The following is a 25,209-nucleotide window of genomic DNA, read 5'->3' on the forward strand; positions in this document are numbered from 1 at the left end:
GAGGCGCAGGCCCGGCTGACTGCTCAGGCCTGAGGCTCTGCCGGGGGCCGTGTCCGGAGTTCGGGAGCGGTCCAGCTGCTCAAGAGCTGGAGGGCGTGGGCGGTGGGGGAGTCCGGTTCGACGTTGTAGACGCACAGGGTCTGGTCGGGGTCGCCCAGCGGTTGGAAGGACTCGTAGGAGAAGTGCAGGTCGCCCACCAAAGGGTGGCGGTAGGACTTGGTGCCGTGGGTGCGGCTGAGCACCCGGTGGTCGTTCCACCAGGTGGAGAACTCGGGTGACTTCAGGGTGAGTTCGCCGACGAGGTCGGCGAGCCGCCGGTCGTGGGGATGGCGGCCGGCTTCGAGCCGGAGGACGGCGACGGTCTCGGCGGCGACGCGTTCCCAGTCGGCGACGCGCTCGCGCGCCTCGGGGTCGAGCAGGTAGTAGCGGGCCAGGTTGCGGCGCGGGGCCGGCAGGGCGTCGAAGTCGGTGAGGACCTCGCGGGCGAGGCGGTTGGAGGCGAGGACGTCGGCGCGGCGGCCCAGGATGAACGCGGGCACATGGTCGAGGGTCTGTAGCTGTAGGTACAGGCCGGGTCTGACCCGGTAGTGCGGGGCTGCGGTCCGGCGAGGGGCGGCGGGGCGGCCCAGCAGGTTGGTGAGGTGCTCGCGCTCGGACGCGTCGAGGCGCAGGGCGCGGGCGAGGGCCTCGACGACCTCGGGGGAGGGAGAACCGGCGCGGCCCTGTTCGAGGCGGGTGTAGTACTCGGTGCTGACGCCGGCCAGCCGGGCCACCTCGTCGCGGCGTAGACCGGGCACCCGGCGGATGCGCCCGTCGGCGGGGAGCCCGGCCCGGTCCGGGGTCAGCCCGGCGCGTCGGGAACGCAGGAAGGCGGCGGTCTCACTGCTTCGGTCCATGACTCCAGTGTCGCGGGAGCGAACTCCTCCGGTGCTGCCGCAGGTGGCCCTGCCGGTACCAGCCTCGTGAGGGCCTGTCCCGACAGGGCGCGTTTGGCCGGTCGGTGGGGTGTGCGCGACTGGTGTCCTGGTGGTGAGAGGTGCGGTGACGTCCGCACCCGGCAAGCGCGGATTTCCGCACCGCCCGAAAGGTGTTCATCATGACCACGCAGACCTCCCCTCGCCCCCTGGCCGGCCGTGTCGCGGTCGTCACCGGAGCCTCCAGCGGCGTGGGCGCGGCCTCGGCCGAGCACCTGGCGGAGCTGGGCGCCCGGGTCGTCGTCCTGGCCCGGCGCGCGGAGCGGTTGAACGACATGGTCGCCCGGATCGAGAAGAACGGCGGCCGGGCGCTCGCGCTGGCCGTCGACGTGACCGACGCCGTGGCCGTACGGTCGGCGGCCGACCGGGTCGCGGCCGAACTGGGCGGTGCCGACCTGCTCTTCAACAACGCGGGGGTCATGCTGTTCAACCCCGCCGAGGCCCTCGCGGAAGGATCATGGCGCGAGGAGATCGCCCTCAATGTCACCGGCCTGACGAACGTCGTCGCCGCGTTCACACCTCAGCTCGTGCGGGCCGCCGCGGAGCGCGGAGTCGCCGACCTCGTCAACACCTCGTCGGTCGCGGCCTCTTCGGTGCTGCCTGCCTTCTCCGTGTACGCCGGGACCAAGGCGTACGTCACGCACCTGTCCCACAACCTCCGGGCCGAACTCGGTGCTCACAAGGTCCGGGTCTCGGTGATCGAACCGGGTCTCGTGGACACCGAGTTGAAGGACCACGTCGCCGGCAGCGGCGGTCCGGCCTTCCCCGAGGGGTTCAAGTCCGTCGTGCCGTGCCTTGAGCCGGAGGACATCGCCGAGACCGTGGGCTTCCTCGCCGGACTTCCCGCGCGGGTGAACCTCTCGCACATCACCGTCATGCCCACCGGCCAGGCGGCCTGAAGGAATCCGAGTACGACCGGCCGGGCGGACATCCGCCCGGCCGGGGCGGTTCCCCGCCGCTCCCTTACTCCCTTGCTGCTCCCTCAGTCCTTGCGTGGTTCCGCCGCCGACCAGCCGATCAACGCACCCCGCAGAGCCGATACGAGACGGGCGGCGGCCTCGTCCTCGGTGCGTCCGCTCTTGATGAGGTCGAGGATGTCGCGGGGGTCGAACAGGACGTTCCACACGTAGAGGGCTTCGTCGCCGAGGTCGCCCAGCCCGAGGTCCTCGGTCGTCTGCCGGAGCGGCTCGGCGAGCGCCTCGGCCTGCGGGGTGAGGTAGCCGGTGCCCTCGCGCAGGCGTTCCAGATAGCCGCGGTGCGAGCGCATCTGGGCCATCGCGCCGCCGTGTTCGAGCACGAGGGACACCCAGTGCCGCGACACCGCTTCGAGTCTCGCCATCCCCCGGCTGGTCTGCCGCGCGCTGAAGTCGCGCAGTTCCGAGCCGACTTGGGCGCGGAAGGCGTGCAGGATCTCCTCGACGGAGGAGAAGTGGCGGTAGGCCGTCGCGGTGGACACCTCGGCCTGCTTGGCGATCTCGGCGAGGCTGACCGGCGTCGGTGAGTTCTCGAACAGCAGCGCGGCGGCCTTGATGAGCTGCCGACGGTTGCGCTCGGTGTCGCTGCGCATGGGCCGACTCCTCGTCGTGTACGGGACGGTGCTCATCGCAGCGCCGCGAGACCGTCCGCCAGCCGACGGACCCCCTCGGCGATGGAGTCCGGGCTGGCAGCGTACGACAGCCGCAGATGATTCTCCCCACAGGCCCCGAACTCGCTGCCGGGCCGCACCGCGACGCCGTGCGAACGCAGCGCCGCCACGACCTCCACCGAGGGCAGGTCGAGGTCGTAGCGCGGGAATTGGTAGAAGGCGCCTTCGGGAGTGCTGAGCGTGAGACCGGGGATCGTGGCCAGCGCGTCGCGCATGATGTCCCGGCGCTCCTCGTACGCGGCCCGCATCCGGGCGACGTCCGCGGCGCAGTGCTCCACCGCGGCGAGCGCGGCGTCCTGGACCACGGTGTTCACCGAGCCGTTGAACGTGTTGTGGACGCGCGCGGCGGCCTGGACGAGCGACGTCGGTCCCCAGAGATAGCCGACGCGCCAGCCTGTCATCGCGTAGCTCTTGGAGAAGGTCTGGCAGTGGACGGTGCGCTCGCGCAGGCCGTCGACCGAGATCGCCGAGGTGAAGGGGCGGCCGGTGTAGTCGAGGTCGGCGTACGCCTCGTCCGAGATGACCAGGGTGGGGGTGCCGTCGAGGAGTTCGGCGAGCGCTTCGAGTTCCTCGCGGCTGTGCACGATGCCCGTCGGGTTGACGGGGTTGCAGAAGACGAAGAGCTTGGCGTCCGTGAGGGCGTCGGCGAGGCGGTCCAGGTCCCAGTGCAGGTCGGGCCCGAGCGGTACGGGGACGACGGTGCCGCCCGCCATGGCGACCAGGTCGCCGTAGAGCGAGTACGTGGGGTCGGGGATCACGACCTTGTCGCCGGGGTCGACGATGCCGAGGATCGAGGCCGAGAGCCCGGCGGTGCCGCCCTGTGTGATCAGGACGTCGGCGGCGGAGGCCGGCGCGCCGGCGGTGACCGAGAGCTTCGCCGCGAGCGCCTCACGCAAGGGGGCCTCGCCGAGCAGGGGCGAGTAGTGGGTGCGCCCGGAACGCAGCGAGGCGGCGGCGGCCTCGGTGACCTTCTCCGGGGTGTCGAAGTCGGGTTCGCCCATGGCGAGGGAGACGAGATCGCCTCGGGACTGCGGCTGTTGGGTACGGCGGGAGGCGGCGGCGATCCGGGCGACGGCGCCGGCGGTGCCGTACAGCGGTGGTTGGGTGGTGATGGTGAGCGGCATGCGCTCCTCCTGTCTGCGGGTCGGTCAGGCCTGCGGTGTGCGCCCGGCGGGTGCGCCCGCCCAGCGGCTGGTCTCCAGGTCGGCGGAGACGTCGCGCTGCCGGGTGGGCGCGACGACGATCTCCTGGAGGACCACCCGCTGGGGGAGGGAGACGGCCAGCCGGACGGCCTCGGCCACGTCCTCGGGCCGCACCATGTGGGTGCGTTCCTCGGGGGCCGGGGGCCGGGCGCGGTTGTCGAGGATGGGGGTGTCCGTCTCGCCGGGCAGCACGGTGATGGCGCGCAGTCCCTGGTTGCGGAAGGTGTTGTGCAGGAAGGTCATGAAGTTGCGGACCCCGGCCTTGGCCGCGCCGTAGGCGGCGCCGCCCAGCAGGTTGGGGTTGACTGCGGCGAGCGAGGAGACGGTGACGATCGTCCCGGTGCCGCGGTCGAGCATGTCGGGCAGTACGGCCTGGGTGAGCTGGAAGACCGCGGTGAGGTTGACGTCGAGGACCTGCCGCCACTCCTCGTGCGGCAGCCACTGCGGGTTGAGCACCGTGGAGGCGCTGCCCGCGTTGTTGACCAGGACGTCGACCGGGCCGAGTTCCGAGCGCACCCGGTCGAGGACGCGTGCGACGTCGTGCGGGCTGGTGATGTCGGCGGCGAGCGCGAGGGCGATGCCGCCCTCGGCGCGGATCTTGTCGGCGGCGGCGACGAGCGCTTCCTGCCTGCGGCCGACCAGCGCGACGGCCGCACCGTCGCGGGCGAGGAGCCGCGCGGTCTCCAGGCCCATCCCACTGCCGGCTCCCGTGACGAGCGCGACCGTGCCGGGTGGTGTCATCACGCGTTCCTCCTTCGTAGGTGACCTGGGGCGTCATGGATATGATTACTGCATCGCATATGAGAATAGATTCTCAATTCAGTCGAAGCAAGGGCGTCGCGAACCCCAGCGCGGCGAACGCCTCCGCGGTCGCCCGTCCCAGCAGCCGGATCTCGTCCTCGGCCCGCGCGTGTTGGCGTACCGAGGTCTCCCGGTCCGTCCAGCGGAAGCGCAGCTCCCGGCCGGGCCCGGCCTGTCCGAGCAGCGGCAGCGAGGCCCGGGAGGCCACGCCGACGATGGGATAGCCCGCGGTCAGACTCCGGTAGCGGCCCAGGACGATCAGCTCGTCCGCGTGCGGGATCTGCAACGCCCCGACGGGGACGCCGTGCGACACGATCTCCGTGTCGCCGTCCGGGTGCCGGACCGGTCCGGCGAGCCGCAGTCCGACGTGGTCGGAGCGGGGCGTGACGACGTAGAGCGACTCCTCGATCAGTTCACGGATGCCGGTGATCGAGCGCACGCCGTGGGTGGCTACGACATCGATCACCCAGGGGCCGTCGTCGAAGCGCGGGACGGGGACGGGCAGCCGGAACAGCGGCGCGCCGAACAGCCGACGGCCGAATCCGCGGAAATCCGTCTCCACCAGGACCCGCGATCCCCGGACGACGGCCTGGGTGAACCCCATCCGGGGATCGGGGGCCGCGCTGCCCAGCAGAGCCTCGGCGCCGATCGTGCCGTTGACGGCCAAGTAGGTGCGGGTGCCCCGGCTCAGGTTCCCTAGGATCCGCACTTCCTGTCCCGCGGGCGCCACCTGCGGAGACCAGCCGGCGGCGGGCGAGCCGGCGACGGTGATCTCGGCGGGGGCGCCGGTGACGGCGATCAGGACGTCGGCGTCGGGCACGAACGCCAGCTCACCGCCCAGGCTCTCGATCAGGGTCGCGTCGCGGGGGTTGCCGACGAGCAGGTTCGCGACGACGGCCGAGTGCTGGTCGGCGGCGCCTCCGGTCGGCACACCGCGTTGTTCCGTGCCGCTGCGGCCCAGGTCCTGATAGGTGGTGATCCAGCCGGTGCGGGTGAAGTCGAGCGCCACGGTTCTCATACGGTCACCTCCGCGACCGGCTTCAGCAGGCCGGAGCCCAGCGCCTCGGCCTCCGCCCGGCTGATCGGGACGAAACGCACGAGATCGCCGGTGCCGAACGAGACGGGGTCGGGGCGGGAGATGTCGACGATGGTGCGCGGGGTGCGTCCCACCACCCGCCAGCCGGTCGGGCCGGGGAAGGGCTGGATGATCGCGTTGGTGCCGGCGATCATGACGGAACCGGGTGCGACGTCGGTGCGCGGTTCGGCCCGGCGGCGCACCGGGCGCGGCACCTCCAGACCGTCCATCATGGGGGCCATCGCGGCGCCCAGCAGGCTGATGGTGAAGGCGGATCCGGCGATCGCCTCGACCACCTCGGCGGGGGACAGGCACAACTCCTCGGCGACGGACGCCAGATCGGGGCCGTACTCGTCGTCGAAGACCACGGGGACGGCGAACGTCCGTACCCGTCGTCCGGAGGCGGCCGGATCGTCCGCGGGCGCCCACCGTGCCACCAGCCGGGCCGCGTACTCGACGTGTTCCAGCGCGGTGACCAGAGGGTCGTACTCGATGAGCAGGGATTCCAGGCCGGAGACGACGTCGAGCACTCCCTGCGGGCGATGGGCCAGGAAGCGGTCGCGGAACGCGATGATCCCGGCCCTGCGGACGGTTCGGTCGGTGTGGGGGACGGTCACCATCGCCGCCGAGTCCCCGAAGGGCTCGACGGTGATGGCGCCGTACGGTGCTGTGGTCATCGGCTGATGCGCTCCGCCTCAGCCGGCGAGCGCGGCCTCCGCCTGCTTCGACTTCTCCGCCAGGACCTCCCGCAGGCCGGCGACCCGGATGCCCTCGGCGGCGAGCGCGGCCCGCAGCGCCGTGCCGTTCGCCAGGACGGACGGATGGTCGCCGTGCAGCAGCAGGACATCGGCGTCGTGGCCGAGCGGGACCACGTTCCCGTCGACCGAACGGACCGTGCCCTCCCGTACGACCTGGGCGGAGCGCTCGCCGATCAGTTCGGGGTCGTGGATCAGACCGTCCGGACGCGAGCGGGAGACGGGCATGCCGTCGTCGCCGTAGCCGCGGTCGGCGAGGAACACGTAACCGACCTCCAGTCCCCGCTTGCGGGACTCCTCGGCGAGCAGTCCGCGCTGGCAGATGACGACATAGTCCTTGTTGTAGGCGGCCACCGCGTCGGTGATGGCCCGTGCGTGCTTGGCGTCGGTCTGGGCGATCGAGCCCATCCTGCCGTGCGGGGCGACGTGGCTGATGGTGCCGCCGTGCACCCGGGCGAACGCGTCCAGGGCGCCGAGCTGGTAGAGGACGTCGGTACGGATCTCCTCCTCGGTCGCCTCGATGAGCCGGCGGCCGAAGCCGACGAGGTCGGGGTAGCCCGGGTGGGCGCCCAGCTCTATCCCGCGCTCGACACAGTCCTTGACGGTCCGGTCCATGATGCGGGGGTCGCCGGCGTGGAAGCCGCAGGCGATGTTCGACGAGGTGACGAGCCCGAGCAGGGCTCCGTCGTCACCGATGGTGTAGTTGCCGAAGCTCTCGCCGAGGTCCGCGACGACGGCTACGGAGTTGATTCCCATGAGAGTCTCTCCTGGTTGGGGGATGGGCGGCTCAGCTGGCCTCAAGGGGCCTGCCCTTGGTCTCGCGCAGGAACGCGACCGTGGCCAGGGTGATGAGGGCGGTGATGATCGCGGCGAAGGCCGGGATCAGGCTGGATCCGGTCGACTTGATCAGCGAGGTCATGACCAGCGGCGCGCTGCCGCCGAAGATCACGGTGGAGATGCTGAAGCCGATGCTGTAGGCGGAGTAGCGCACGCTGGTCGGGAACATCTCGGCGAGCATCGTGTGCACCACGGCGGCGTGGCCGGAGAAGGCGATCGCGAGGACGACGGTGCCGATGATCGCGAGCCCGAGTTGTCCGGTCGTGATGAGCTTGAACATGGGGTACGCGACGAGCGCGACAGCGATCGCGGAGCCGGCCAGGACGGGTTTGCGGCCGTGCCGGTCCGACAGCCGGGCCATCAGCGGGATGCAGATGACGATGGCGACCAGGCTGCACGCGGTGACCGTGAGCGCCCGCAGCATCGAGAAGTCGTGGTCGCCGAGCGAGGTCTTCAGGTAGGTCGGCATGTAGGCGAACAGCAGGTAGTAGCCGGGGCCGTTGAGGGCCGGCAGGAAGATCGTGAGGGCGATCGCCTTGAGGTGCCGCTTCGAGGTGAAGGTGTCCTTGAGCGGGTTGCGCGCGACGGTGTTCTGTTCGCGCAGGGCCTCGAAGTGCGGGGTCTCCTCCAGGCGGCGGCGGATGTAGAACCCGATGTAGCCGAGCGGTACGGCGAGCAGGAACGGCACCCGCCAGGCCCAGGAGGCCATCGCGTCGTCGCCGAGCACGGTGATCAGGATCGCGGAGAACGCGCTGCCGAACATCAGGGCCACGAACGAGCCGACCGCGATGAAGCTCATCATGAAGTTGCGGCGGGCGTTGGGCGCGTACTCGCCGACGAAGGACATGGCGCCGGCCACCTCACCGCCCGCGGAGAACCCCTGGAGCACGCGCAGCAGCACGAGCAGGACGGGGGCGCCGACGCCGATGGCGGCGTGCGAGGGGATGAGGCCGATGGCCGCCGTGGCGGCGGAGATCAGTACCAGCAGGGTGGCGAGGAGCCCCTTGCGGCCGATCCGGTCCCCGAGGTAGCCGCAGATCACGCTGCCGAACGGCCGGGCCAGGAAGCTGACCAGGAAACCGACGTTGGTGAGGAAGAGGTTCCCGGCGTCGGCCTCGCCCATGACGTTGATCGCGAGATAGGTGACGAGCAGGCCGTAGATGCCGTAGTCGTACCACTCGACGAAGGAGCCCACGGCGCCCGCGAACGTGGCCTTGCGGACGACCTTGGGGTCGGCGGAGACGGCGTCGAGGGCCGCCGCGCCGGGCTCGCGTGCCGCTGCCTCGTCACGGTCCGATGGGATGCCGAGCTGATCTGACGTTGCCATACGCGTTCGCTTTCAGTGTCGCGGACTCCGGGGACGGTGTCCTGAGGGTCGTGCGCCGAGCGAAGCCGCTGACGGCGATCGCTCCTGCGCCGAGATGCACCCGACGGTGTGGGGCGCAAGGGGGAGGCCGGTGACGGCGCCTCAGGGGAGTTGTGCGGCCATGGCGTGACCCGGGGCCGGAGGCGGCGGGACCACACCAGAACCAAGATGCGACTTGAATCGCGAATGAGAATAGGTTCGCAGTACGGGGCGGTCAAGGATGTGGTGTTGACTCCGTATTAACTCGTGGTTTCACCCCGCTTTCGCCTTCGGTCTCGCTGCCTCGATGGCCGGATCTCGCCGCTTTCCATGGTCCTCACCGGGAGCCCGCGACCTGATCTGGCCAGTTCGTCGACCCTTGTGCTGTACGGCGGATGGATGCACACTGACTCCCGTCGAAACGTGAAAGCTTTCGCATTTTGCGGTGGGGGTGCTCCTGACTTCCCCACGCCCACACACCCGAAGGAACCCGCGATGACCCAGGACAACGTGCGAGCGAACACCGGATGGGAACGCGTCGACGCCGAGGTACTCGACCGCTTCCGCGCCCACTCGGTGGCCAACCTCGGAGACGCCCTCGACCGGCTCAACATCGTCGACGGCGGCATCGCGCCCATCTGGAACGGCGCCAAGGCCGTCGGCACCGCCCTTCCGGTGCTCACCGTCGCGGGCGACAACAAAGCCGTGATCGACGCCCTCGACCACATCCGCCCCGGAGACATCCTCGTCATCAACGCCTTCGGCTACGAGGGCCGCGCGATCATCGGTGACAACCTGGCCCAGCGCTTCGCGGTGTTCGGCGCCGCCGGAGCGGTCGTCGACGGGTACGTGCGGGACGCGGCCATCATCGAGAAGCTCGGCGTCCCGGTCTTCGCCCGCGGTCTCACACCGGCCGGCCCCTTCAAGAACGGTCCCGGTGCCATCGGCGAACCGGTCGCGATCGGCGGCGTCGTCGTCCATCCGGGCGACATCGTCGCCGCCGACGGGGACGGCGTCATCGTCATCCCGCCGCACCGCGCCGAAGAGGCGCTGAAGGGCGTCGAGGCGATCGTCGCGCGCGAGGCCGCGCTGGACGCCGAGGTCGAAGCACTGCGGAACGCGGCAGCCCGATGAGCGACCGGGCCGGCCGGCCGGACCGCCTGCGGGTCGCGGTCGCCGCACCGCTGTCCGAGGAGAACCGCGCACGCGTCCAGGAGCTGGAACCGCGGGTCGACCTCGTCGTCGACCCGTCCCTCCTGCCGCCGATGCGCTGGCCGGCCGACTTCGCGGGCGATCCGGACTGGCGGCGCACCGACGCACAGCAGCGGGCCTACGAAGCCGCCATCGACTCCGCCGACGCCTTGTACGGGATCCCCGACGTGGATCCGGGCGCACTGGCCCGTGCCGTGCGTGCCAACCCGGGGCTGCGCTGGGTCCACACGATGGCGGCCGGGGGCGGCGCACAGGTCAGGGCCGCCGGGCTCACCGACACCGAACTCCAGCGGGTGCTCTTCACCACCTCGGCCGGAGTGCACGGACGACCCCTCGCCGAGTTCGCCGTCTTCGGTGTCCTCGCGGGCGCCAAGGACCTGCCCCGCCTCAACCGCCAGCAGCGCGACCACACATGGAGCGGTCGCTGGACCATGGGCCAGGTGCACCGGCAGACCGTCCTGCTGCTCGGACTCGGCGGGATCGGCCGCAAGGTCGCCGAGGCGCTGCACGCGCTGGGGGCCACCGTCATCGGCACGAGCAGACGAGACGCCGACGTGTCCGGCGTCACGACCGGAGTGCCCGGCGTCACGACCGTCGTGCATCCCGACCGCATCGCCGACGTGGCGCCCACCGTCGACGCGGTGGTGAACACCCTGCCGGGCACCGACGCCACCGAGCACCTCGTGGGCAAACGGTTCCTGGACGCTCTGCGGCCCGGAGCCACGCTGGTCAACGTCGGACGGGGCACCGTCGTCGACGAGGCCGCCCTGCTCGACGCGCTCGACTCGGGCCAGGTCGGCTTCGCGGCGCTCGACGTCTTCGAGACCGAACCCCTGCCGGTCGACAGCCCCCTCTGGGACCACGACCGGGTCCTGGTGAGCCCGCACACCGCCGCGCTCGACGGTGCGGAGGACCGCCTCATCGCCGAGCTGTTCGCCGCCAATGCCACCCGGCTCCTCGACGGCCACGACCTCGTCAACCGCGTCGACACCGTCGAGTTCTACTGACCCCTCGCGTCCACCGACCCCCACAACCAGGAAAACCACCACGAACATGTCCTCCTCCTTCGACCTCACCGGCAAGGTCGCCCTGGTCACCGGATCCAGCCGCGGCATCGGGCTGGGCATCGCGACCGGGCTCGCCGACGCCGGAGCCACCCTCGTCCTCAACGGCGTCGACCCCGTCCGGCTGGAGCGGACCCGCACGTCACTGGCCGGGCGCTTCGGCGCCGACCGGATCGCGGCCCGCGCGTTCGACATCGTCGACGAGAGCGCCGTCGAAGCGGCCGTCACCTCGGTCGAGTCCGACATCGGGGCCATCGACATCCTGGTGAACAACGCCGGGGTCCAGCACCGGGAGCCCCTGACCGAGGTGAGCCTCGACGACTGGCGGCGGGTGATCGACACCGACCTCACCGGCGCCTTCGTGGTCGGCCGCCACGTCGCACGGCGGATGCTCCCGCGCCGCGCGGGCAAGATCATCAACATCTGCTCGGTCCAGACCGACCTGGCCCGCCCCACCATCGGCCCGTACACGGCGGCCAAGGGCGCCCTGCGCAACCTCACGCGCGTCATGACGGCCGAGTGGGCCGGAGCAGGCCTCCAGATCAACGGGATCGCCCCCGGATACATCCACACCGAGATGACGCAGAACCTCGTGGACGACGCGGAGTTCAACTCCTGGATCCTCGGCCGCACCCCGGCCCGGCGCTGGGGCACGGTGGCCGACGTGGTCGGCCCCACCGTCTGGCTCGCCTCCAGTGCCTCCGACTACGTCAACGGCCAGGTCGTCTTCGTCGACGGCGGCATGACCGTCGTCGTCTGAGAAGGGAACCCCATGATGTCCATGACCACCACGGCGGTCGTCGCACACGGCGCCGGCGACGTCCGCGTCGAGCGGGTCGACGTGCGCGCACCGGCACCCGACGAGGCGGTGATCGCCGTCGCCTACGGCGGTGTCTGCGGCTCCGACCTGCACTACTGGCGCCACGGCGCGGTGGGTGAATCGGTCCTGCGGGCGCCGATGATCCTGGGACACGAGGTGTCCGGCACCGTCGTACGGGCCGCGGCCGACGGAACCGGCCCCGCCGCCGGCACCCCGGTCACCGTGCACCCGGCGCGGCGGGAGGCGAGCACCGTCCGCTTCCCCGACGACCGGCCCAACCTCTCGCCCGGGGTGCGCTACCTCGGCTCCGCCGCACGATTCCCGCACACCGAGGGAGCCTTCGCCGGCGAGGTCGTGCTGCCCGCGGCCATGCTCCGCGCGCTGCCCGAGGGCCTGGACCTGCGCCTCGCCGCCCTGGCCGAGCCCGCCGCCGTCGCCTGGCACGCCGTATCCCAGGCAGGCGCCCTGCGCGGCAAGCGGGTCCTGGTCGTCGGCAGCGGTCCCATCGGCGCCCTGGCCGTCGCGGCGGCCAAGCGGGCGGGAGCCGCCGAGATCGTGGCGGTCGACCTGCACACCAAGCCCCGCGAGATCGCGACGGCGGTCGGCGCGACCCACACCCTCGACGCGGGCGACAGCGAGGCTATCGCGGCCGTGGACGCCGACGTGGTGATCGAATCCTCCGGCAACCACCGCGGCCTCGCCTCCGCGATCAGGGGAGCCACCCGCGGCGGCACCGTGGTCATGGTCGGCCTGCTGCCCCACGGCGACCAGCCCGTGCCCGTCGCCCACGCCATCACCCGGGAGATCCGCCTCGTCGGCTCGTTCCGCTTCAACGACGAGATCGACGAGGTGATCCCCGCCCTGGCCGACGGCTCCCTGGCCGTCGAACCGGTCATCACCCACACCTTCCCCGTGGCGAAAACGCTGGAGGCGCTCGCCGTCGCGGCGGACTCCGCCGCCTCGGGCAAGGTCCTGCTCGCTTTCTGAGCACATCGCACCACAACGGAAGAGGTACGGATGAACACCCGGGCAACCGCCACCATCGGCGTCGTCGGGCTGGCGGTGATGGGCTCCAACCTGGCGCGCAACCTCGCCTCCCGTGAGGGCAACACCGTCGCCGTGTACAACCGCACGCGGGAACGCACCGACGAACTCGTCAGCCGGCACCCGGAGGCGGGACTCGTCGCCGCCGCGTCGATCGACGACTTCGTCGCGTCGCTGGCCAGGCCGCGTACCGCGATCGTCATGGTGCGGGCCGGAGCGGGCACCGACGCGGTCGTCGACCAGCTCGCCGAACGCTTCGAGCCCGGAGACATCATCGTCGACGGCGGCAACGCCGACTTCCAGGACACGATCGCCCGCGAGAAGCGGCTCGCACCCACCGGCGTCCACTTCGTGGGCGTCGGCATCTCCGGCGGCGAAGAGGGCGCCCTCAACGGTCCCTCGATCATGCCCGGCGGCTCGGCGGAGTCGTACCGGACCCTCGGACCCGTCCTCGCCTCCATCGCGGCCGTCGCCGAGGGGGAGCCCTGCGTCACCCACGTGGGCACGGACGGCGCCGGTCACTTCGTGAAGATGATCCACAACGGCATCGAGTACGCCGACATGCAGTTGATCGGCGAGGCGTACGACCTGCTGCGCACGGTGGGCGGTCTCCCGCCGCACGCCCTCGCGGACGTCTTCGCCGAGTGGAACAGGGGACCGCTGGAGTCGTACCTCATCGAGATCACGGCCGAGATCCTTCGCCGGGTCGACCCGGCGACCGGACAGCCGTTCGTCGACGTGGTGCTGGATCAGGCGGGGTCGAAGGGCACCGGAGTGTGGACGGTCCAGAACGCCCTCGACCTCGGCGTCCCGGTGGGCGGCATCGCCGAGGCGGTCTTCGCCCGTTCCGTCTCGGGGAGGTCGGCGCAGCGGGAGGCGGTGCGGAGGGTGATCACCTCGCGGCCCGAACCGCGGAAGGCCGACGACACCTTCGTGCAGGACGTGGCCGCGGCTCTCTACGCCTCCAAGGTCGTCGCCTACGCGCAGGGTTTCGACGCCATCGGTGCCGGAGCCGAGAAGTACGGCTGGTCCCTTCGCAAGGACGAGATCGCCAGGATCTGGCGGGGCGGCTGCATCATCCGGGCCCGCTTCCTCGACCGCATGGCGGAGGCGTACACGGAGACCCCGGACATCGCCACGCTGCTCGAAGCGCCGTACTTCGCGCGGGCGGTCGCCGAAGGGGAGGACGCGTGGCGTCGCGTCGTCGCGACAGCCGCACTGTCCGGCGTACCGGCACCGGGGTTCGGCGCGGCACTGAGCTACTACGACTCCTTGGCGGCCGAACGCCTCCCCGCCGCGCTCGTCCAGGGCCAGCGCGACTACTTCGGTGCGCACACCTACCGCCGCGTCGACAGGCAGGGCGTCTTCCACACCGACTGGTCCGGCAGCCGCACCGAGACCGTCGTGGAGGGTGACACGCACTGAGCGGGCGTCCCCTGCGGGCCCGTCCTGGCCCATGTCGAACCGAGCCGCTTCACCGAACAGGAGCGGCACAGGGCCGACCGCCTCGCGGGGGCCACCACCCGCTGTCGCCAGGTCCGGTTCAGGTTCCGTCGGTGCGCTCGGCGTGGCCGAGGCGCCATACCGCCGTCGCCCCGAGGCTGGTGTCGATGTGCCTGCCCATGATCTCCGCCGCGCCGGCGCCGTCACCGAGAGCGACGCACTCGACCAGCGCCTCGTGCTCCTTGGCCTTCTGATCCCGGGCGTCCTGGCCGGGATCCGTGCGGAGCGCGAGGAGACGGTAGCGGTCGGCCTTGTCCCACAGCGCCTCCAGGGTCCCGATCAGCAGATCGTTGTGGGACGCCATGTAGATCGCGGCGTGGAAGCGGCGGTGTGCGACCAGTTGCTCCACGCTCGGATGCGGGTGGAGGGGGGCAAGGCCGTCCGCCGCGGCGCGGATGGCCTGGATGTCGGCCTTGGTGCGCCGTTCGGCGGCCAGTGAGGCGGCCAGCGGATCCAGGGACCGGCGGATCTCCAGCAGGTCGCGTGCCTCCTCGGCCCGCAACGGTGAGACCCGGGCGTCCCGATGGGCGTCCAGCTCGACCAGACCCTCGCTCTTGAGGCGCCGGAGCGCCTCACGGAGCGGTGTGGTGCTGATGCCGATGAAGCTCGCCAGTTCGCGCTGCTGGATCACCGAGCCGGGCCCGAGCTCCCCGGAGAGGATCCGATCGCGCACCTGACGGTAGGCGAAGTCGCTCTTCGTCTCGAAAACCTCAACAGGCTGCGACATATGGCCCCCACTGGCATCCATGGTTATAACCTACCGAGTCGTCGTCGACCCTACAACAGTGCATCTTACTTGCCGGGGGTATCGGCCGTGCACGGCGTGGACTGCGGAGGCTCGCCTCCTGCGGGGCGTGGGCGCCGAAGGTCGATGGATCTCCCCTGAAGGGTTGACGTCATAGGTTATAACCGTCACTGTTTGCGGCACCCGAGGCGCACGCCGGGTCTCTTCAAGGAGGAAGAGCATGACCGTAAACCCCGACAGAACCGCCCTGGACGCCGGTCGGACCGCCGCCGCGACCCCCCGCCGCCGGTCCCGGGCCGTTCTCGCGCTCGGAGCGGTGGTGTCCCTCGTTCTGGTCGCCGCCTGCGGATCCGGAGACGACGAGCCGGGCGCCGACAACGTCATCGAGTCCGGCAAGGCGCCCTCGTACTACCCGGCCGCGTACCAGGACGTCATCGCGGCGTCGAAGAAGGAGGGCGGCGCCCTCACCATCTACTCCAACACGGACCAGGAGAACTGGGCGCCGATCTTCCGCGACTTCAAGAAGAAGTACCCCTGGGTGAAGAAGATCGACGCGAACAACCTCGACAGCGACGAGGTCTTCCAGCGGGTGCTCAGCGAGCAGGCCACCAACGGCTCACCCGCGGACGTCCTGGTCTCCAACGCCTCCCAGGCGTGGGCCGACTTCGCCGAGCGCTCCGGAACGCTGCTGCCGTACAAGTCGCCCGAGGTGGCCAAGCTCCCCTCGAACGCCACGCTGCTGCCGAACGTCTACGCGATGTCGATGGACCCGCTGTCCATCATCTACAACTCCTCGCTCGTCAAGGGGAAGCCCACCGGTCTGAAGTCGCTGGCCGACCTCGTGGCCAAGGACCCCGGCAAGTACAAGGGCAAGATCACCACGCGTGACGTGACCGGCGCGTTCGGGTTCTCGGTCTCCCACGCCTTCACCGAGAACCGTCCCGAGGCCTGGTCGACGCTGGAGAAGCTGCTGCCCTACGGCAAGGCCGAGTCGTCCTCCGGAACCCAGCTGGAGAAGGTCCTCTCGGGCGAGTACCTCGCCGGCTTCTTCGTGAGCGCCGCCCCCGCCTATCCCAAGGTGAAGGAGAGCGGCGGTCTGCTGGCCCTGACCTTCCTCGACGACGGCACCGTCGTCATGCCGCGCGGCATCGGCATCGCCGCCAAGGCCCCGCACACCGCGACCGCGAAGCTCTTCACCGACTTCGTCCTCTCGGCCGAGGGCCAGCGCGCCGTCGCCGAGGGCGGGCTCACCTCGTACCGCGACGGCATCGAGGCCACCGACGGCCGCCACACCTACCAGGAACTGGTCAAGGCGGTCGGTCCGAAGAACGTCATCGACGTCAAGTACACCAAGGTCCCCGACGCAGAGGTGAAGGCGTTCACCAAGCGCTGGGACGGGCTCCTCGGCCGCTGAACCGCCAGACCCACGAAAGGCCTGACAGAACATGTCTGCTACCAAGACGGCGCCGTCGCCGCCGGACAGCGACAGCCCACCGCCGTCCGCCGGGCGCCCGGCGCCCCGGTACCGGCGGGTCCTGGGGCGGGGACGGGAGGTGTGGCTGCACTACGCGGTCGTCATCGTGCTGGCGCTGCTCGTGCTCGCGCCCGTGGTGCCGACGCTGTACCAGTCGCTGCTGGACCGGCCGTTGTACGAGGCCGGGGGAGTCCTCGGCTTCGACAACTACGTCAAGCTGTTCACCGAGGCGGGCTTCGGCCGCGTGGCACTCAACACGGCCCTGTTCGCCCTCCTCACCACCGTGTTCACGCTGATCATCGCGATCCCGATGGCAGTGGCCGTCGTACGGACGAGGATGCCCGGCGGACGGTTGCTCGCCGCCGCCATGCAGTGGCCGTTCTTCATCTCCTCCCTGATCCTCGGCTTCGGCTGGATCACGATGTACGGCCCCGCGGGCTTCGTCAGCGTGAAGGTCGCCGACGTCCTCGGCGGCGTCCCCTGGAACCTGTACTCCATCCCGGGGATGGCGCTCACCGAGGCCGTGGCCCTGGCGCCGATCGCCTACACGTTCTGCGCGGGAGCACTGCGCCAGAGCGACGCCTCGCTGGAGTCGGCCGCCCAGGTCTGCGGCGCCGGACCGCTCCGCATCGTCTTCCAGGTCATCCTGCCGATGCTCCGCCCGCCCATCGTCTACAGCTCGATCCTGGTCGTCTCGATCTCCGTGGAGACACTGAGCGTGCCGCTCCTCTACGGCCAGCCGACCAACATCCAGGTCTTCTCGACCTTCCTCTACCGCAACGGCCTTCAGTCCATCAACCCCGACTACGGCGTGCTCGGCGCGGCGTCGGCCATCATCCTCTTCGTCACCGTCGGCCTCGTCGCGGTGCAGGCCAAACTCCTCAAGGACGCCCAGCGGTTCGTCTCGGTGCGCGGCAAGGCCACCCGCCCCCGCCGCCTCGACCTGGGCCCACTGAAGTGGATCAGCCTGTCCGCCATCGTCTTCTACGTCGTGATGGGCGCCCTCGTGCCCATCGGAGGCCTGGTCTTCCGCTCGTTCACCCTGGTCTTCACCCCGTTGCAGTCCCCGTTCAGGACCCTGACGACGGTCAACTACGAACGCATCTTCAGCTACACCGCCTACGTCGACTCCATCGTCAACAGCCTGATCGTCGCGGGCGTCGGAGCCGTCCTGGTGAGCGTCCTCGGCCTGCTGGCCGTGATGGTGGCACGCCGCTCCACCTTCCGCTTCCGCAGAGCGGCGGAGTACCTGGCCCTCGCCCCGCAGGCGATGCCCGGGATCATCGTCGGCATCGGACTGTTCTGGGCCTTCGCCTACGCCCCGTTCGGCATCGGCAACCTGCTCCAGGGCACCCTGTGGGCCATCGTCATCGGCTTCGGACTGCGCGCCCTGCCCAGCGGATTCGGCTCCCTCGCGCCGTCGGTCATGCAGATCGGCCAGGAACTCGACAACGCGGCGCGGGTCTCGGGAGCCGACTGGATCAAGACGTTCACCATGATCCTGGCCAAACTGCTGACGCCCGCCTTCGCCGGCGCCCTCGTCCTGACCTTCGTGACGATGCTCAAGGAGTACTCGCCGGCCGTCTTCCTCGGCTCCGCCGACAGCAAGATCATCGGCACGACGATGCTCGAACTCTGGGTCCAGGGCAACACCGGCTCCGTCGCCGCGCTGGCCACCCTCCAGATCGCCGTCACCGCGGCCTTCGTCGGGCTCGCCGGACTCCTCCTGAAGGGACGCAACAACGATGCCTGACGTCAAGGTCTCGCACCTGCACAAGGAGTTCGGCGGCAACGTCGTACTCGACGACGTCGACTTCACCGTCCGGGACGGTGAGTTCTTCACCCTGCTCGGCCCCAGCGGCTGCGGGAAGTCGACCACCCTCAACTGCGTCGCCGGGCTCGAACAGCCCACCAGGGGCTCGATCTCGGTCGGCGACACCCCCTTCGTGGACACCGGGACCAAGCTGTTCGTGCCGCCCGAGGGACGCAACCTGGGCATGGTCTTCCAGTCCTACGCGCTGTGGCCGCACAAGACCATCGCCGCCAACCTGGCGATGCCCCTCCAGATCCGCAAGGTCGACAAGGCCGAACAGCGCCGGCTCATCGACGACGCCCTGGACAAGGTCGGCCTGCTGCACCTGCGCGAGCGGTACCCCCACCAGATGTCCGGAGGCCAGCAGCAACGCGTCGCCCTCGCCCGGGCGTTGGTGTACTCGCCCAGCGTCCTGCTCCTCGACGAGCCGCTCTCGAACCTCGACGCCAAGCTGCGCGAGCAGGCCCGCGCCTGGCTCAAGCGGCTCCAGGAGGACCTCGGCATCACCACCGTCTACGTCACCCACGACCAGGACGAGGCCCTCGCCCTGAGCGACCGCATCGCGGTCATGTCCGGCGGTCGCATGCTCCAGGTCGGCACCCCTCAGGAGATCTACGAGACGCCGGCCACCGCGGAGGTCGCCGCGTTCGTCGGCCGCTGCAACTTCCTCAAGGCGACGGTCGCCGAGACCACCGGGGACGGAGCCGTCCTGACGCTGGCGGCCAACGGGCAGTCGCTGTCCGTCACGACGCCCCAGAGCCTAGGCAAGGGCGAGACCGTCACCGTCGCCGTCCGCCCCGAGCGCCTCTCCGTCATCGCCGCGGCCGAGCAGGCGGCGCCCGGCACGAACGTCATCAGCGCCGAGGTCCTCACCACCTCCTACCTGGGCTCCCGCTTCGAGTACGACCTCAAGGTCGGCGACCTGGTCGTCCAGGTCGCCAGTGACCGCGGCGGCCTCACCGGTCCGGTCAGCCTCGCCGTCGAACCGGCGGCCTGCCTCGTCTACAGCGACACGGTCGTGCTCTCGGAGGACGCCCAGGCCCTCCTGACCGTCACCGGCTGACACCCACCCCACGAACAACATGAGGAGTCCCGTGGCCACCAGCGGAATCCCCCACCGGTACACCCTCGGCGTCCTGCACGGCGACGGCATCGGGCCCGAGATCGTCCCGGCCGCCGTACTGATCGCCGACACCGCTCTCGCGGCCACCGGAGCCCCACCCGTCACCTGGCAGGAACTGCCCCTGGGCCGACGAGCCATCGAGGAACTGGGGGAAGCCACCCCCAAGGCCACCCTCGCGGCCCTCGCGGAGACCGACGGCTGGCTGCTCGGCCCCCACGACAGCGCCTCCTATCCCGAACCCTTCCGTTCCGAACTCAACCCCAGCGGCACCATCCGCAAACACTTCGACCTGTACGCCAACGTGCGCCCCGCCAAAGCGTTCGCGGGCGGCGACGCCGTCGCCCCCGGCACCGACCTCGTCATCATGCGGGAGAACACCGAGGGCTTCTACGCCGACCGCAACACCCACCTGGGCACGGGCGAGTTCATGCCCACACCGGACATCGCCATCGCGATGGGCATCATCACCCGTACGGCCTGCGAACGCATCGCCCGCGAAGCCTTCGAACTGGCCTCCCGGCGGCGCAAGAAGGTCACGATCGTCCACAAGGCCAACGTCCTGAAGCTGACCACCGGTTTGTTCCGAGACGTGTGCCACGACATCGCACGGCACTACCCCGACGTCGAAGTGGACGACTTTCACATCGACGCGATGACCGTGCACCTGGTGCGCCGGGCCCGGGAGTTCGACGTCGTGGTCACCGAGAACATGTTCGGCGACATCCTCTCGGACCTGGCCGGCGAACTGGCCGGATCCCTGGGCATCGCCCCCTCGCTGAACGCCTCGCAGGACCGCGCCATGGCACAGGCGGCACACGGCTCCGCACCGGACATCGCCGGGCAGGACCTGGCCAACCCCGTGGCGATGATCCTCTCCACCGCGATGCTGCTGGAGTGGCTGGGGACCCGCCACCAGGACGAGGCACTCCCGCGTGCGGCACGTCTGATGGAGGACGGCGTGGCCGCCACCCTCGAACAGGGCACCAGGACACGGGACATGGGCGGATCGGCCGGATGCCGTGCCTTCGCCGACGCGGTCGCGACCTCGATCGGGCTGCTGTGAGCGGGTCCACGGCCGACCGGCCGCCCACCGTGGCCGTCATCCACGCCACCCCGGCGTCGATCGGGCCCGCTCGGACCGCGCTCGCGGAGGGCTGCCCCGAGGTGTCGGTGTGGAACGTGCTGGACGATCGCCTCGTCGGCGACGCGGAGGCGGCCGGCGGGCTCACGCCCGCCCTGTCCGACCGGATGCTGTCGCTGATCGACCACGCCGTCCACGGCGGTGCCGACGCCGTCCTGCTGTCCTGCTCCCTGTACGGACCGGTGCTGGAACGGGCCCGTCGGCACCACGGGCTGCCCCTGATCAGCTCGGACGCGGAACTCTTCACCGAGGTCTCGCGCCGACGGTTCGACCGTGTCCTGCTCCTCGGGCACTCCGTCCCGGCGGTGCGGGACTCGGTGGACTGGTTGCGAAGGGCGTTGTCCGCCACCGAGAGCGGGGAGCGGACGGAGGTCACCGGGCAGACCGCTCCCGAGGCGGCGACGGCAGCCGCCCGGGGTGACCTCGACGCGCTGGAGCGGTCGCTGACCGAGGCCGCCCTGCCGTATCTCGGCGCGGTCGACGCGGTGATCCTCGGGATGTTCTCGCTCTCTCCCGCCCGCGCCGGCCTGGAGAAGGCGCTGGGGCTGCCGGTGCTGAGTGCTCCGCCGCTGGCCGCCCGCTCGTTGCGCGAGCAGGTCGGCGACCGTCCCGGACCGTCCCGCGTGGAGGCATGGTGAGGGGCCGTGACCACCTGGCGGGATCCGGGCTCGACGCACTGGGCACCCGCACCCGCCTCGACGTCCTGGGACAGTCGCTGTCCTACCACCGCATCGAAGGACTCGCCCCGGCCGACCTCCCGGTCAGCCTGCGGATCCTGCTGGAGAACGTGGCCCGCTTCCACGACGGCACCGCTCGGGGTGACGAGCAGGTGCGGGCGATCCTGGCCCGCGGCGCCGCCGGGACACCGGTGGACCTGTACGCCTCCCGGGTGTTCCTGCACGACACCAACGGAGTGCCCACGGTCGTGGACCTGGCCGCGATGCGTGACGCGATGTCCGACCTGGGCGGCGACCCGGGGCTGGTCAATCCCGTCATCGCGGCGGAACTCGTCGTCGACCACTCCGTCATCGCCGACGTCTTCGGACGCCCGGACGCGCTGACCCGCAACGTCGAACTGGAGTACGCGCGCAACGGCGAGCGGTACCGCTTCCTGCGGTGGGGACAGCAGTCGTTGAAGAAGTTCGCGGTCGTACCGCCCGGCACCGGGATCATGCACCAGGTCAACGTGGAGCACCTCGCCCGCGTGGTCATGGTCGAGGACGGCCTCGCGTTCCCGGACCTCTGCCTCGGCACCGACTCGCACACCACCATGGTCAACGGACTCGGCGTCCTGGGCTGGGGCATCGGAGGCATCGAGGCCGAGGCCGCCATGCTCGGCCAGTCCATGTCCGCCCTCGTCCCGAAAGTCGTCGGCGTCCGCCTCACCGGCGCACTGCCCGCCGGAACCACGGCCACCGACCTGGTCCTCACCCTCACCGAACTGCTGCGGGCCCACGGCGTCATCGGCAAGTTCGTTGAGTTCCACGGCACCGGCGTCTCGGCCCTGCCGGTGACCGACCGGGTGACCATCGCGAACATGAGCCCCGAGTTCGGCTCGACCTGCGCCCTGTTCCCCGTAGACGACGAGACCCTGCGCTATCTGCGGTTCACCGGGCGGTCCGAGGAGCAGGCCGCGCTCGTCGAGGCATACGCGAAGGAACAGGGCCTGTGGCACCGGCCCGAGAGCCCGCCCCGCTTCTCGGAGGACGTGGACCTCGACCTGTCCACCGTCGTCCCCTCACTGGCCGGGCCCTCCCGTCCCGAGGACCGCGTCCCCCTGGACCAGGCCCGAGCCCGGTTCCGTACCGCCGTCGCATCCGTCCGCCGGCACGGGCCGAACGGCGGCACCAGGTCCGCGGGCCCGGCCACCGTGGTCATCGACGGAACCCCACACGAACTCTCCGACGGCGCGGTCGCGGTCGCGGCCATCACCTCCTGCACCAACACGTCCAACCCGGCGGTCATGGTGGGGGCGGGACTGCTCGCCCGCAACGCCGTCCGGGCGGGCCTGCGCAGCAAGCCGTGGGTCAAGACGACCCTCAGCCCCGGCTCGCGGGTCGTCATGGACTACTACCGGCGGGCCGGCCTCGTCCCGGACCTGGAGGCCCTCGGCTTCCACCTCGCCGGGTTCGGCTGCATGACGTGCATCGGAGCCTCCGGCCCGCTCGTCGGCGCGGTGTCCGAGGCGGTGGCCGAGACCGGGCTGACCGTGACCTCCGTGCTCTCGGGAAACCGCAACTTCGAAGGCCGTATCCAGCCCGACGTCGCCATGAACTACCTCGCCTCGCCCCCTCTCGTCATCGCCTACGCCCTCACCGGCACGATGGATGTCGACCTCCGCACCGAGCCCCTCGGCCACGACCCGCACGGGGAGCCCGTCTATCTCCGTGACATCTGGCCCGACCCCGCCGAGATCGAGGCCGTGACGGCCGGGAGCATCGACCCGGCGATGTTCACCGACGCCTACACCAACGTCTTCACCGGCGACCGGCGCTGGCAGGACATCAGCGTGCGCGCGACCGAGAGCTTCGCGTGGGACGAGAACTCCACCTACATCCGCCGGCCCCCCTACCTCGACGGCATGACCAGGGAACCCGAAACCGTCAAGGACATCACCGGGGCACGGGTCCTCGTCAAACTCGGGGACAAGGTCACCACCGACCACATCTCCCCGGCCGGCGCCATCACCGCCTCCAGCGCCGCAGCCCGCTTTCTCGCCCAACTCGGCATACCGGCGCAGGACTTCAACACCTACGCGTCCAGGCGCGGCAACCACCAGGTGATGATGCGGGGAGCGTTCGCCAACATCAGGCTGCGCAACCAGGTGGCACCCGGCACCCGGGGCGGCCGGACCCGCAACTTCCTCGCGGACGGACGCGAGGACTCGATCTACGACACGGCTGCCGCCTACCGCGCGGCCGGAGTCCCCATGGTCGTCGTGGCGGGCGAGGACTACGGCGGCGGGTCCTCCCGGGACTGGGCCGCCAAGGGCCCCGCGCTGCTCGGCGTCCGCGCCGTGATCGCGCGGTCCTTCGAACGCATCCACCGGTCGAACCTCATCGCCATGGGTGTCCTGCCCCTGGAACTCGTCGACGGAGGCCCGCAGGACCTGGCCCCCACCGGCGCGGAGACGATCACCGTCTCCGGACTGGAGTCCCTCAACTCGGGACACACCCCGACAACAGTCCGCGTGCTCGCCGACGACCGCGAGTTCACCGCGCGAGTCCGCCTGGACACCCCTCGCGAGGCGGACTACTTCCGCCACGGCGGAGTCATGCCGTACGTCCTGCGCGGACTGCTCGCCCACCCGACCGAAGCCGATCAGTTCGAAACCGGTTCCGACACACAGGTCGACCCAGGAGGAAACGATGACGCGTACCAGGCGTGAATTCGGCGCGATGGTGATGGCAGGCGTGGGCGCGACGGCGATCCCGTCCGCCCTGAACGTGCCTACGGCGGCTGCCCTGACCCCCGACGCACCGGCCGTGACGACGGCTCAGGCCGCCGCGGCACAGCCCTGGGGCGGCCCGCTCGCCCCCGACAAGCCGCTGGCCAAGGCGTACGACACCGCGGCCAAGGCGCTGTCGGAGGTGGACGACAACCCGATGATCCGCTGGCAGTACCGCGTGTGGTGCCAGACCGGCTACCGCAGCCCGGGAAGCGCCGGCACGGGGCAGCCCGTCGACCAACTCACCGACCCGACAACCGACTTCGTCTCACCCAAGGGCTTCCTGTACAAGGACTACGTCCGCCCCATGCCCGCCGGTGGCGTCCGGTTCATGGACAACGCCTGGTTCTTCGGCACCGACTTCACCGGAATCGTGGTCGTCCGCACTCCGGACGGGCTGATCATGCTCGACGCGTTGACCAACCCGCAGGACATGCGTGGTCAGTTCCTCGACCAGGCCGCGGCCGCGGGACTCGACCCGAGAGACATCCGCTACGTGTTCCTCGGCCACTCCCACATCGACCACGTCGGCGGCGCCAACCTGATCAGGGACCGCTACGCCCCGCACGCCAAGTTCGTCATGGGGCAGCCGGACGCCGCGGTCGTCGCGGCGCAGCGCGTCGACCTGAAGAAGCGGAAGGACGAGTACACCGAGGAGGAGTACCGGGCGCGGCTGGCTCTGCTCCCCAGCCGGATCGACATCGAGATCGAGGCGTATCCCGGCCACACCGTCGGCATGAGACGCATCCGGATCGGCCGCCGGACCACGGCCGTCGCGATGCTCGCGCCCGGCCACACCATCGGTCAGATGCAGGTGATAGTGCCGGTCGTCCATCAGGGGGAGACCCGCAAACTCCTTGTGTGGAGCGGCAACGACAACATCGACGCCGCCGCCCAGTACGCGGTCTCGACCGACTTCGTCCAAGGCGTGGCCGGGCAGGAGGGCGCGGACGCCTTCCTCAACACCCACGCCTACCAGAGCGCCGCCTTCAGCCATCTGCGCGCGCTCAAAGCGGATCCGTCGGCGCCCAACCCGATGCTGATGGGCCGCGCCGGAGTCCAACGGCATCTGGAGATTTTCGGCAACGCCCACCGTGCGCTCGCCCAACGCCTCATCGACGGCACCTGGAAGGCGATGTAGCGGAATCAGCAAGGCGGATTCACGCGGTTGCGCAGCGTAGGTATCTC

22 protein-coding genes are annotated in these 25,209 nt (G+C 70.6%); 13 read left to right on the plus strand and 9 right to left on the minus strand.

Features of this window, described 5'->3' with window-relative positions; all coding sequences use genetic code 11:
• Nucleotides 1–23 precede the first annotated feature (23 nt).
• Complete coding sequence (locus tag ACIQPR_RS41965; protein WP_403660430.1) at nt 24–896, minus strand: helix-turn-helix transcriptional regulator; 873 nt, start codon at nt 894–896, stop codon at nt 24–26.
• 200 nt (nt 897–1,096) lie between these two features.
• Here ACIQPR_RS41965 and ACIQPR_RS41970 point away from each other — a divergent pair, with 200 nt between their 5' ends.
• Nucleotides 1,097–1,873: an SDR family oxidoreductase gene (locus ACIQPR_RS41970; protein ID WP_403660433.1), complete on the plus strand. Its 777-nt coding sequence runs from the start codon at nt 1,097–1,099 to the stop codon at nt 1,871–1,873.
• Nucleotides 1,874–1,956: 83 nt separating this feature from the next.
• Here the strand turns inward: ACIQPR_RS41970 and ACIQPR_RS41975 are convergent, their stop codons facing one another.
• The 7 genes from ACIQPR_RS41975 to ACIQPR_RS42005 form a co-directional block, all read right to left on the minus strand.
• A complete protein-coding gene (locus ACIQPR_RS41975; protein ID WP_403660436.1) occupies nt 1,957–2,541 on the minus strand; it encodes a TetR/AcrR family transcriptional regulator in 585 nt (194 codons plus the stop codon).
• Nucleotides 2,542–2,573: 32 nt separating this feature from the next.
• A complete protein-coding gene (locus ACIQPR_RS41980) occupies nt 2,574–3,743 on the minus strand; it encodes a pyridoxal phosphate-dependent aminotransferase (protein ID WP_403660439.1) in 1,170 nt (389 codons plus the stop codon).
• Between the two features lie 24 nt (nt 3,744–3,767).
• Complete coding sequence (locus ACIQPR_RS41985; RefSeq protein WP_403660739.1) at nt 3,768–4,562, minus strand: SDR family oxidoreductase; 795 nt, start codon at nt 4,560–4,562, stop codon at nt 3,768–3,770.
• A gap of 73 nt (nt 4,563–4,635) precedes the next feature.
• Complete coding sequence (locus ACIQPR_RS41990) at nt 4,636–5,640, minus strand: biotin-dependent carboxyltransferase family protein (protein ID WP_403660442.1); 1,005 nt, start codon at nt 5,638–5,640, stop codon at nt 4,636–4,638.
• Nucleotides 5,637–6,374 (minus strand): allophanate hydrolase subunit 1, encoded by a 738-nt coding sequence (locus ACIQPR_RS41995; protein ID WP_403660445.1) that lies wholly within the window; start codon nt 6,372–6,374, stop codon nt 5,637–5,639. The genes ACIQPR_RS41990 and ACIQPR_RS41995 overlap by 4 nt, the downstream gene beginning before the upstream one ends.
• Nucleotides 6,375–6,392: 18 nt before the next feature.
• The gene (locus ACIQPR_RS42000; protein ID WP_403660448.1) at nt 6,393–7,208 is read right to left on the minus strand and encodes a LamB/YcsF family protein; all 816 of its coding nucleotides are present in this window, start codon (nt 7,206–7,208) and stop codon (nt 6,393–6,395) included.
• A gap of 31 nt (nt 7,209–7,239) precedes the next feature.
• Nucleotides 7,240–8,616, minus strand: a complete 1,377-nt coding sequence (locus tag ACIQPR_RS42005; RefSeq protein ID WP_403660451.1) for an MFS transporter — start codon at nt 8,614–8,616, stop codon at nt 7,240–7,242.
• A 513-nt stretch (nt 8,617–9,129) separates the two neighbouring features.
• Between ACIQPR_RS42005 and ACIQPR_RS42010 the strand changes: the two genes are divergently transcribed.
• The 5 genes from ACIQPR_RS42010 to gndA are packed head-to-tail and all read left to right on the plus strand — an operon-like array spanning nt 9,130 to nt 14,199.
• Nucleotides 9,130–9,768, plus strand: coding sequence for an RraA family protein (locus ACIQPR_RS42010; protein WP_403660454.1), 639 nt, complete (start codon nt 9,130–9,132; stop codon nt 9,766–9,768).
• Nucleotides 9,765–10,853, plus strand: coding sequence for a D-2-hydroxyacid dehydrogenase (locus ACIQPR_RS42015; RefSeq protein ID WP_403660457.1), 1,089 nt, complete (start codon nt 9,765–9,767; stop codon nt 10,851–10,853). Before ACIQPR_RS42010 ends, ACIQPR_RS42015 begins: the two co-directional genes overlap by 4 nt.
• 46 nt (nt 10,854–10,899) lie before the next feature.
• Nucleotides 10,900–11,670 carry an SDR family oxidoreductase gene (locus tag ACIQPR_RS42020; RefSeq protein WP_403660460.1) on the plus strand — a complete coding sequence of 257 codons (771 nt, stop codon included), beginning with the start codon at nt 10,900–10,902 and terminating at the stop codon, nt 11,668–11,670.
• 21 nt (nt 11,671–11,691) lie between these two features.
• Nucleotides 11,692–12,717, plus strand: coding sequence for a zinc-binding dehydrogenase (locus ACIQPR_RS42025; RefSeq protein ID WP_403660463.1), 1,026 nt, complete (start codon nt 11,692–11,694; stop codon nt 12,715–12,717).
• Nucleotides 12,718–12,747: 30 nt separating this feature from the next.
• Complete coding sequence (gene gndA, locus ACIQPR_RS42030) at nt 12,748–14,199, plus strand: NADP-dependent phosphogluconate dehydrogenase (RefSeq protein ID WP_403660466.1); 1,452 nt, start codon at nt 12,748–12,750, stop codon at nt 14,197–14,199.
• 118 nt (nt 14,200–14,317) lie between these two features.
• On the opposite strand, the gene ACIQPR_RS42035 is transcribed toward gndA, so the two are convergent.
• Nucleotides 14,318–15,004 carry a GntR family transcriptional regulator gene (locus tag ACIQPR_RS42035; RefSeq protein ID WP_403660469.1) on the minus strand — a complete coding sequence of 229 codons (687 nt, stop codon included), beginning with the start codon at nt 15,002–15,004 and terminating at the stop codon, nt 14,318–14,320.
• A gap of 238 nt (nt 15,005–15,242) precedes the next feature.
• Between ACIQPR_RS42035 and ACIQPR_RS42040 the strand changes: the two genes are divergently transcribed.
• From ACIQPR_RS42040 to ACIQPR_RS42070, 7 genes are read left to right on the plus strand one after another with little or no spacing between them, the layout of a single operon-like run.
• Nucleotides 15,243–16,436: an ABC transporter substrate-binding protein gene (locus ACIQPR_RS42040; RefSeq protein ID WP_403660472.1), complete on the plus strand. Its 1,194-nt coding sequence runs from the start codon at nt 15,243–15,245 to the stop codon at nt 16,434–16,436.
• A 31-nt stretch (nt 16,437–16,467) separates the two neighbouring features.
• On the plus strand, nt 16,468–18,249 hold the full coding sequence (locus tag ACIQPR_RS42045) for an ABC transporter permease (protein WP_403660475.1): 1,782 nt from the start codon (nt 16,468–16,470) through the stop codon (nt 18,247–18,249).
• Entirely contained in the window at nt 18,242–19,372 is a 1,131-nt protein-coding gene (locus tag ACIQPR_RS42050; protein WP_403660478.1) for an ABC transporter ATP-binding protein, read from the plus strand. Before ACIQPR_RS42045 ends, ACIQPR_RS42050 begins: the two co-directional genes overlap by 8 nt.
• 31 nt (nt 19,373–19,403) lie before the next feature.
• Nucleotides 19,404–20,495 carry an isocitrate/isopropylmalate dehydrogenase family protein gene (locus ACIQPR_RS42055; RefSeq protein ID WP_403660481.1) on the plus strand — a complete coding sequence of 364 codons (1,092 nt, stop codon included), beginning with the start codon at nt 19,404–19,406 and terminating at the stop codon, nt 20,493–20,495.
• Nucleotides 20,492–21,211, plus strand: a complete 720-nt coding sequence (locus ACIQPR_RS42060) for an aspartate/glutamate racemase family protein (RefSeq protein ID WP_403660484.1) — start codon at nt 20,492–20,494, stop codon at nt 21,209–21,211. The genes ACIQPR_RS42055 and ACIQPR_RS42060 overlap by 4 nt, the downstream gene beginning before the upstream one ends.
• 14 nt (nt 21,212–21,225) lie before the next feature.
• On the plus strand, nt 21,226–23,961 hold the full coding sequence (acnA, locus tag ACIQPR_RS42065; protein WP_403660741.1) for an aconitate hydratase AcnA: 2,736 nt from the start codon (nt 21,226–21,228) through the stop codon (nt 23,959–23,961).
• The gene (locus ACIQPR_RS42070; protein WP_403660487.1) at nt 23,942–25,162 is read left to right on the plus strand and encodes an MBL fold metallo-hydrolase; all 1,221 of its coding nucleotides are present in this window, start codon (nt 23,942–23,944) and stop codon (nt 25,160–25,162) included. The genes acnA and ACIQPR_RS42070 overlap by 20 nt, the downstream gene beginning before the upstream one ends.
• The last annotated feature ends 47 nt before the right edge of the window (nt 25,163–25,209 follow it).

This window comes from Streptomyces sp. NPDC091280, from assembly GCF_044768565.1.
In the GTDB taxonomy this organism is placed as follows: domain Bacteria; phylum Actinomycetota; class Actinomycetes; order Streptomycetales; family Streptomycetaceae; genus Streptomyces.

What these genes read in the sequence shown, in the direction of transcription:
- ACIQPR_RS41965 (WP_403660430.1), bottom strand. Translation starts at nt 896, where the DNA reads ATGGACCGAAGCAGTGAGACCGCCGCCTTCCTGCGTTCCCGACGCGCC.
- ACIQPR_RS41970 (WP_403660433.1), top strand. Translation starts at nt 1,097, where the DNA reads ATGACCACGCAGACCTCCCCTCGCCCCCTGGCCGGCCGTGTCGCGGTC.
- ACIQPR_RS41975 (WP_403660436.1), bottom strand. Translation starts at nt 2,541, where the DNA reads ATGCGCAGCGACACCGAGCGCAACCGTCGGCAGCTCATCAAGGCCGCC.
- ACIQPR_RS41980 (WP_403660439.1), bottom strand. Translation starts at nt 3,743, where the DNA reads ATGCCGCTCACCATCACCACCCAACCACCGCTGTACGGCACCGCCGGC.
- ACIQPR_RS41985 (WP_403660739.1), bottom strand. Translation starts at nt 4,562, where the DNA reads ATGACACCACCCGGCACGGTCGCGCTCGTCACGGGAGCCGGCAGTGGG.
- ACIQPR_RS41990 (WP_403660442.1), bottom strand. Translation starts at nt 5,640, where the DNA reads ATGAGAACCGTGGCGCTCGACTTCACCCGCACCGGCTGGATCACCACC.
- ACIQPR_RS41995 (WP_403660445.1), bottom strand. Translation starts at nt 6,374, where the DNA reads ATGACCACAGCACCGTACGGCGCCATCACCGTCGAGCCCTTCGGGGAC.
- ACIQPR_RS42000 (WP_403660448.1), bottom strand. Translation starts at nt 7,208, where the DNA reads ATGGGAATCAACTCCGTAGCCGTCGTCGCGGACCTCGGCGAGAGCTTC.
- ACIQPR_RS42005 (WP_403660451.1), bottom strand. Translation starts at nt 8,616, where the DNA reads ATGGCAACGTCAGATCAGCTCGGCATCCCATCGGACCGTGACGAGGCA.
- ACIQPR_RS42010 (WP_403660454.1), top strand. Translation starts at nt 9,130, where the DNA reads ATGACCCAGGACAACGTGCGAGCGAACACCGGATGGGAACGCGTCGAC.
- ACIQPR_RS42015 (WP_403660457.1), top strand. Translation starts at nt 9,765, where the DNA reads ATGAGCGACCGGGCCGGCCGGCCGGACCGCCTGCGGGTCGCGGTCGCC.
- ACIQPR_RS42020 (WP_403660460.1), top strand. Translation starts at nt 10,900, where the DNA reads ATGTCCTCCTCCTTCGACCTCACCGGCAAGGTCGCCCTGGTCACCGGA.
- ACIQPR_RS42025 (WP_403660463.1), top strand. Translation starts at nt 11,692, where the DNA reads ATGACCACCACGGCGGTCGTCGCACACGGCGCCGGCGACGTCCGCGTC.
- gndA (WP_403660466.1), top strand. Translation starts at nt 12,748, where the DNA reads ATGAACACCCGGGCAACCGCCACCATCGGCGTCGTCGGGCTGGCGGTG.
- ACIQPR_RS42035 (WP_403660469.1), bottom strand. Translation starts at nt 15,004, where the DNA reads ATGTCGCAGCCTGTTGAGGTTTTCGAGACGAAGAGCGACTTCGCCTAC.
- ACIQPR_RS42040 (WP_403660472.1), top strand. Translation starts at nt 15,243, where the DNA reads ATGACCGTAAACCCCGACAGAACCGCCCTGGACGCCGGTCGGACCGCC.
- ACIQPR_RS42045 (WP_403660475.1), top strand. Translation starts at nt 16,468, where the DNA reads ATGTCTGCTACCAAGACGGCGCCGTCGCCGCCGGACAGCGACAGCCCA.
- ACIQPR_RS42050 (WP_403660478.1), top strand. Translation starts at nt 18,242, where the DNA reads ATGCCTGACGTCAAGGTCTCGCACCTGCACAAGGAGTTCGGCGGCAAC.
- ACIQPR_RS42070 (WP_403660487.1), top strand. Translation starts at nt 23,942, where the DNA reads ATGACGCGTACCAGGCGTGAATTCGGCGCGATGGTGATGGCAGGCGTG.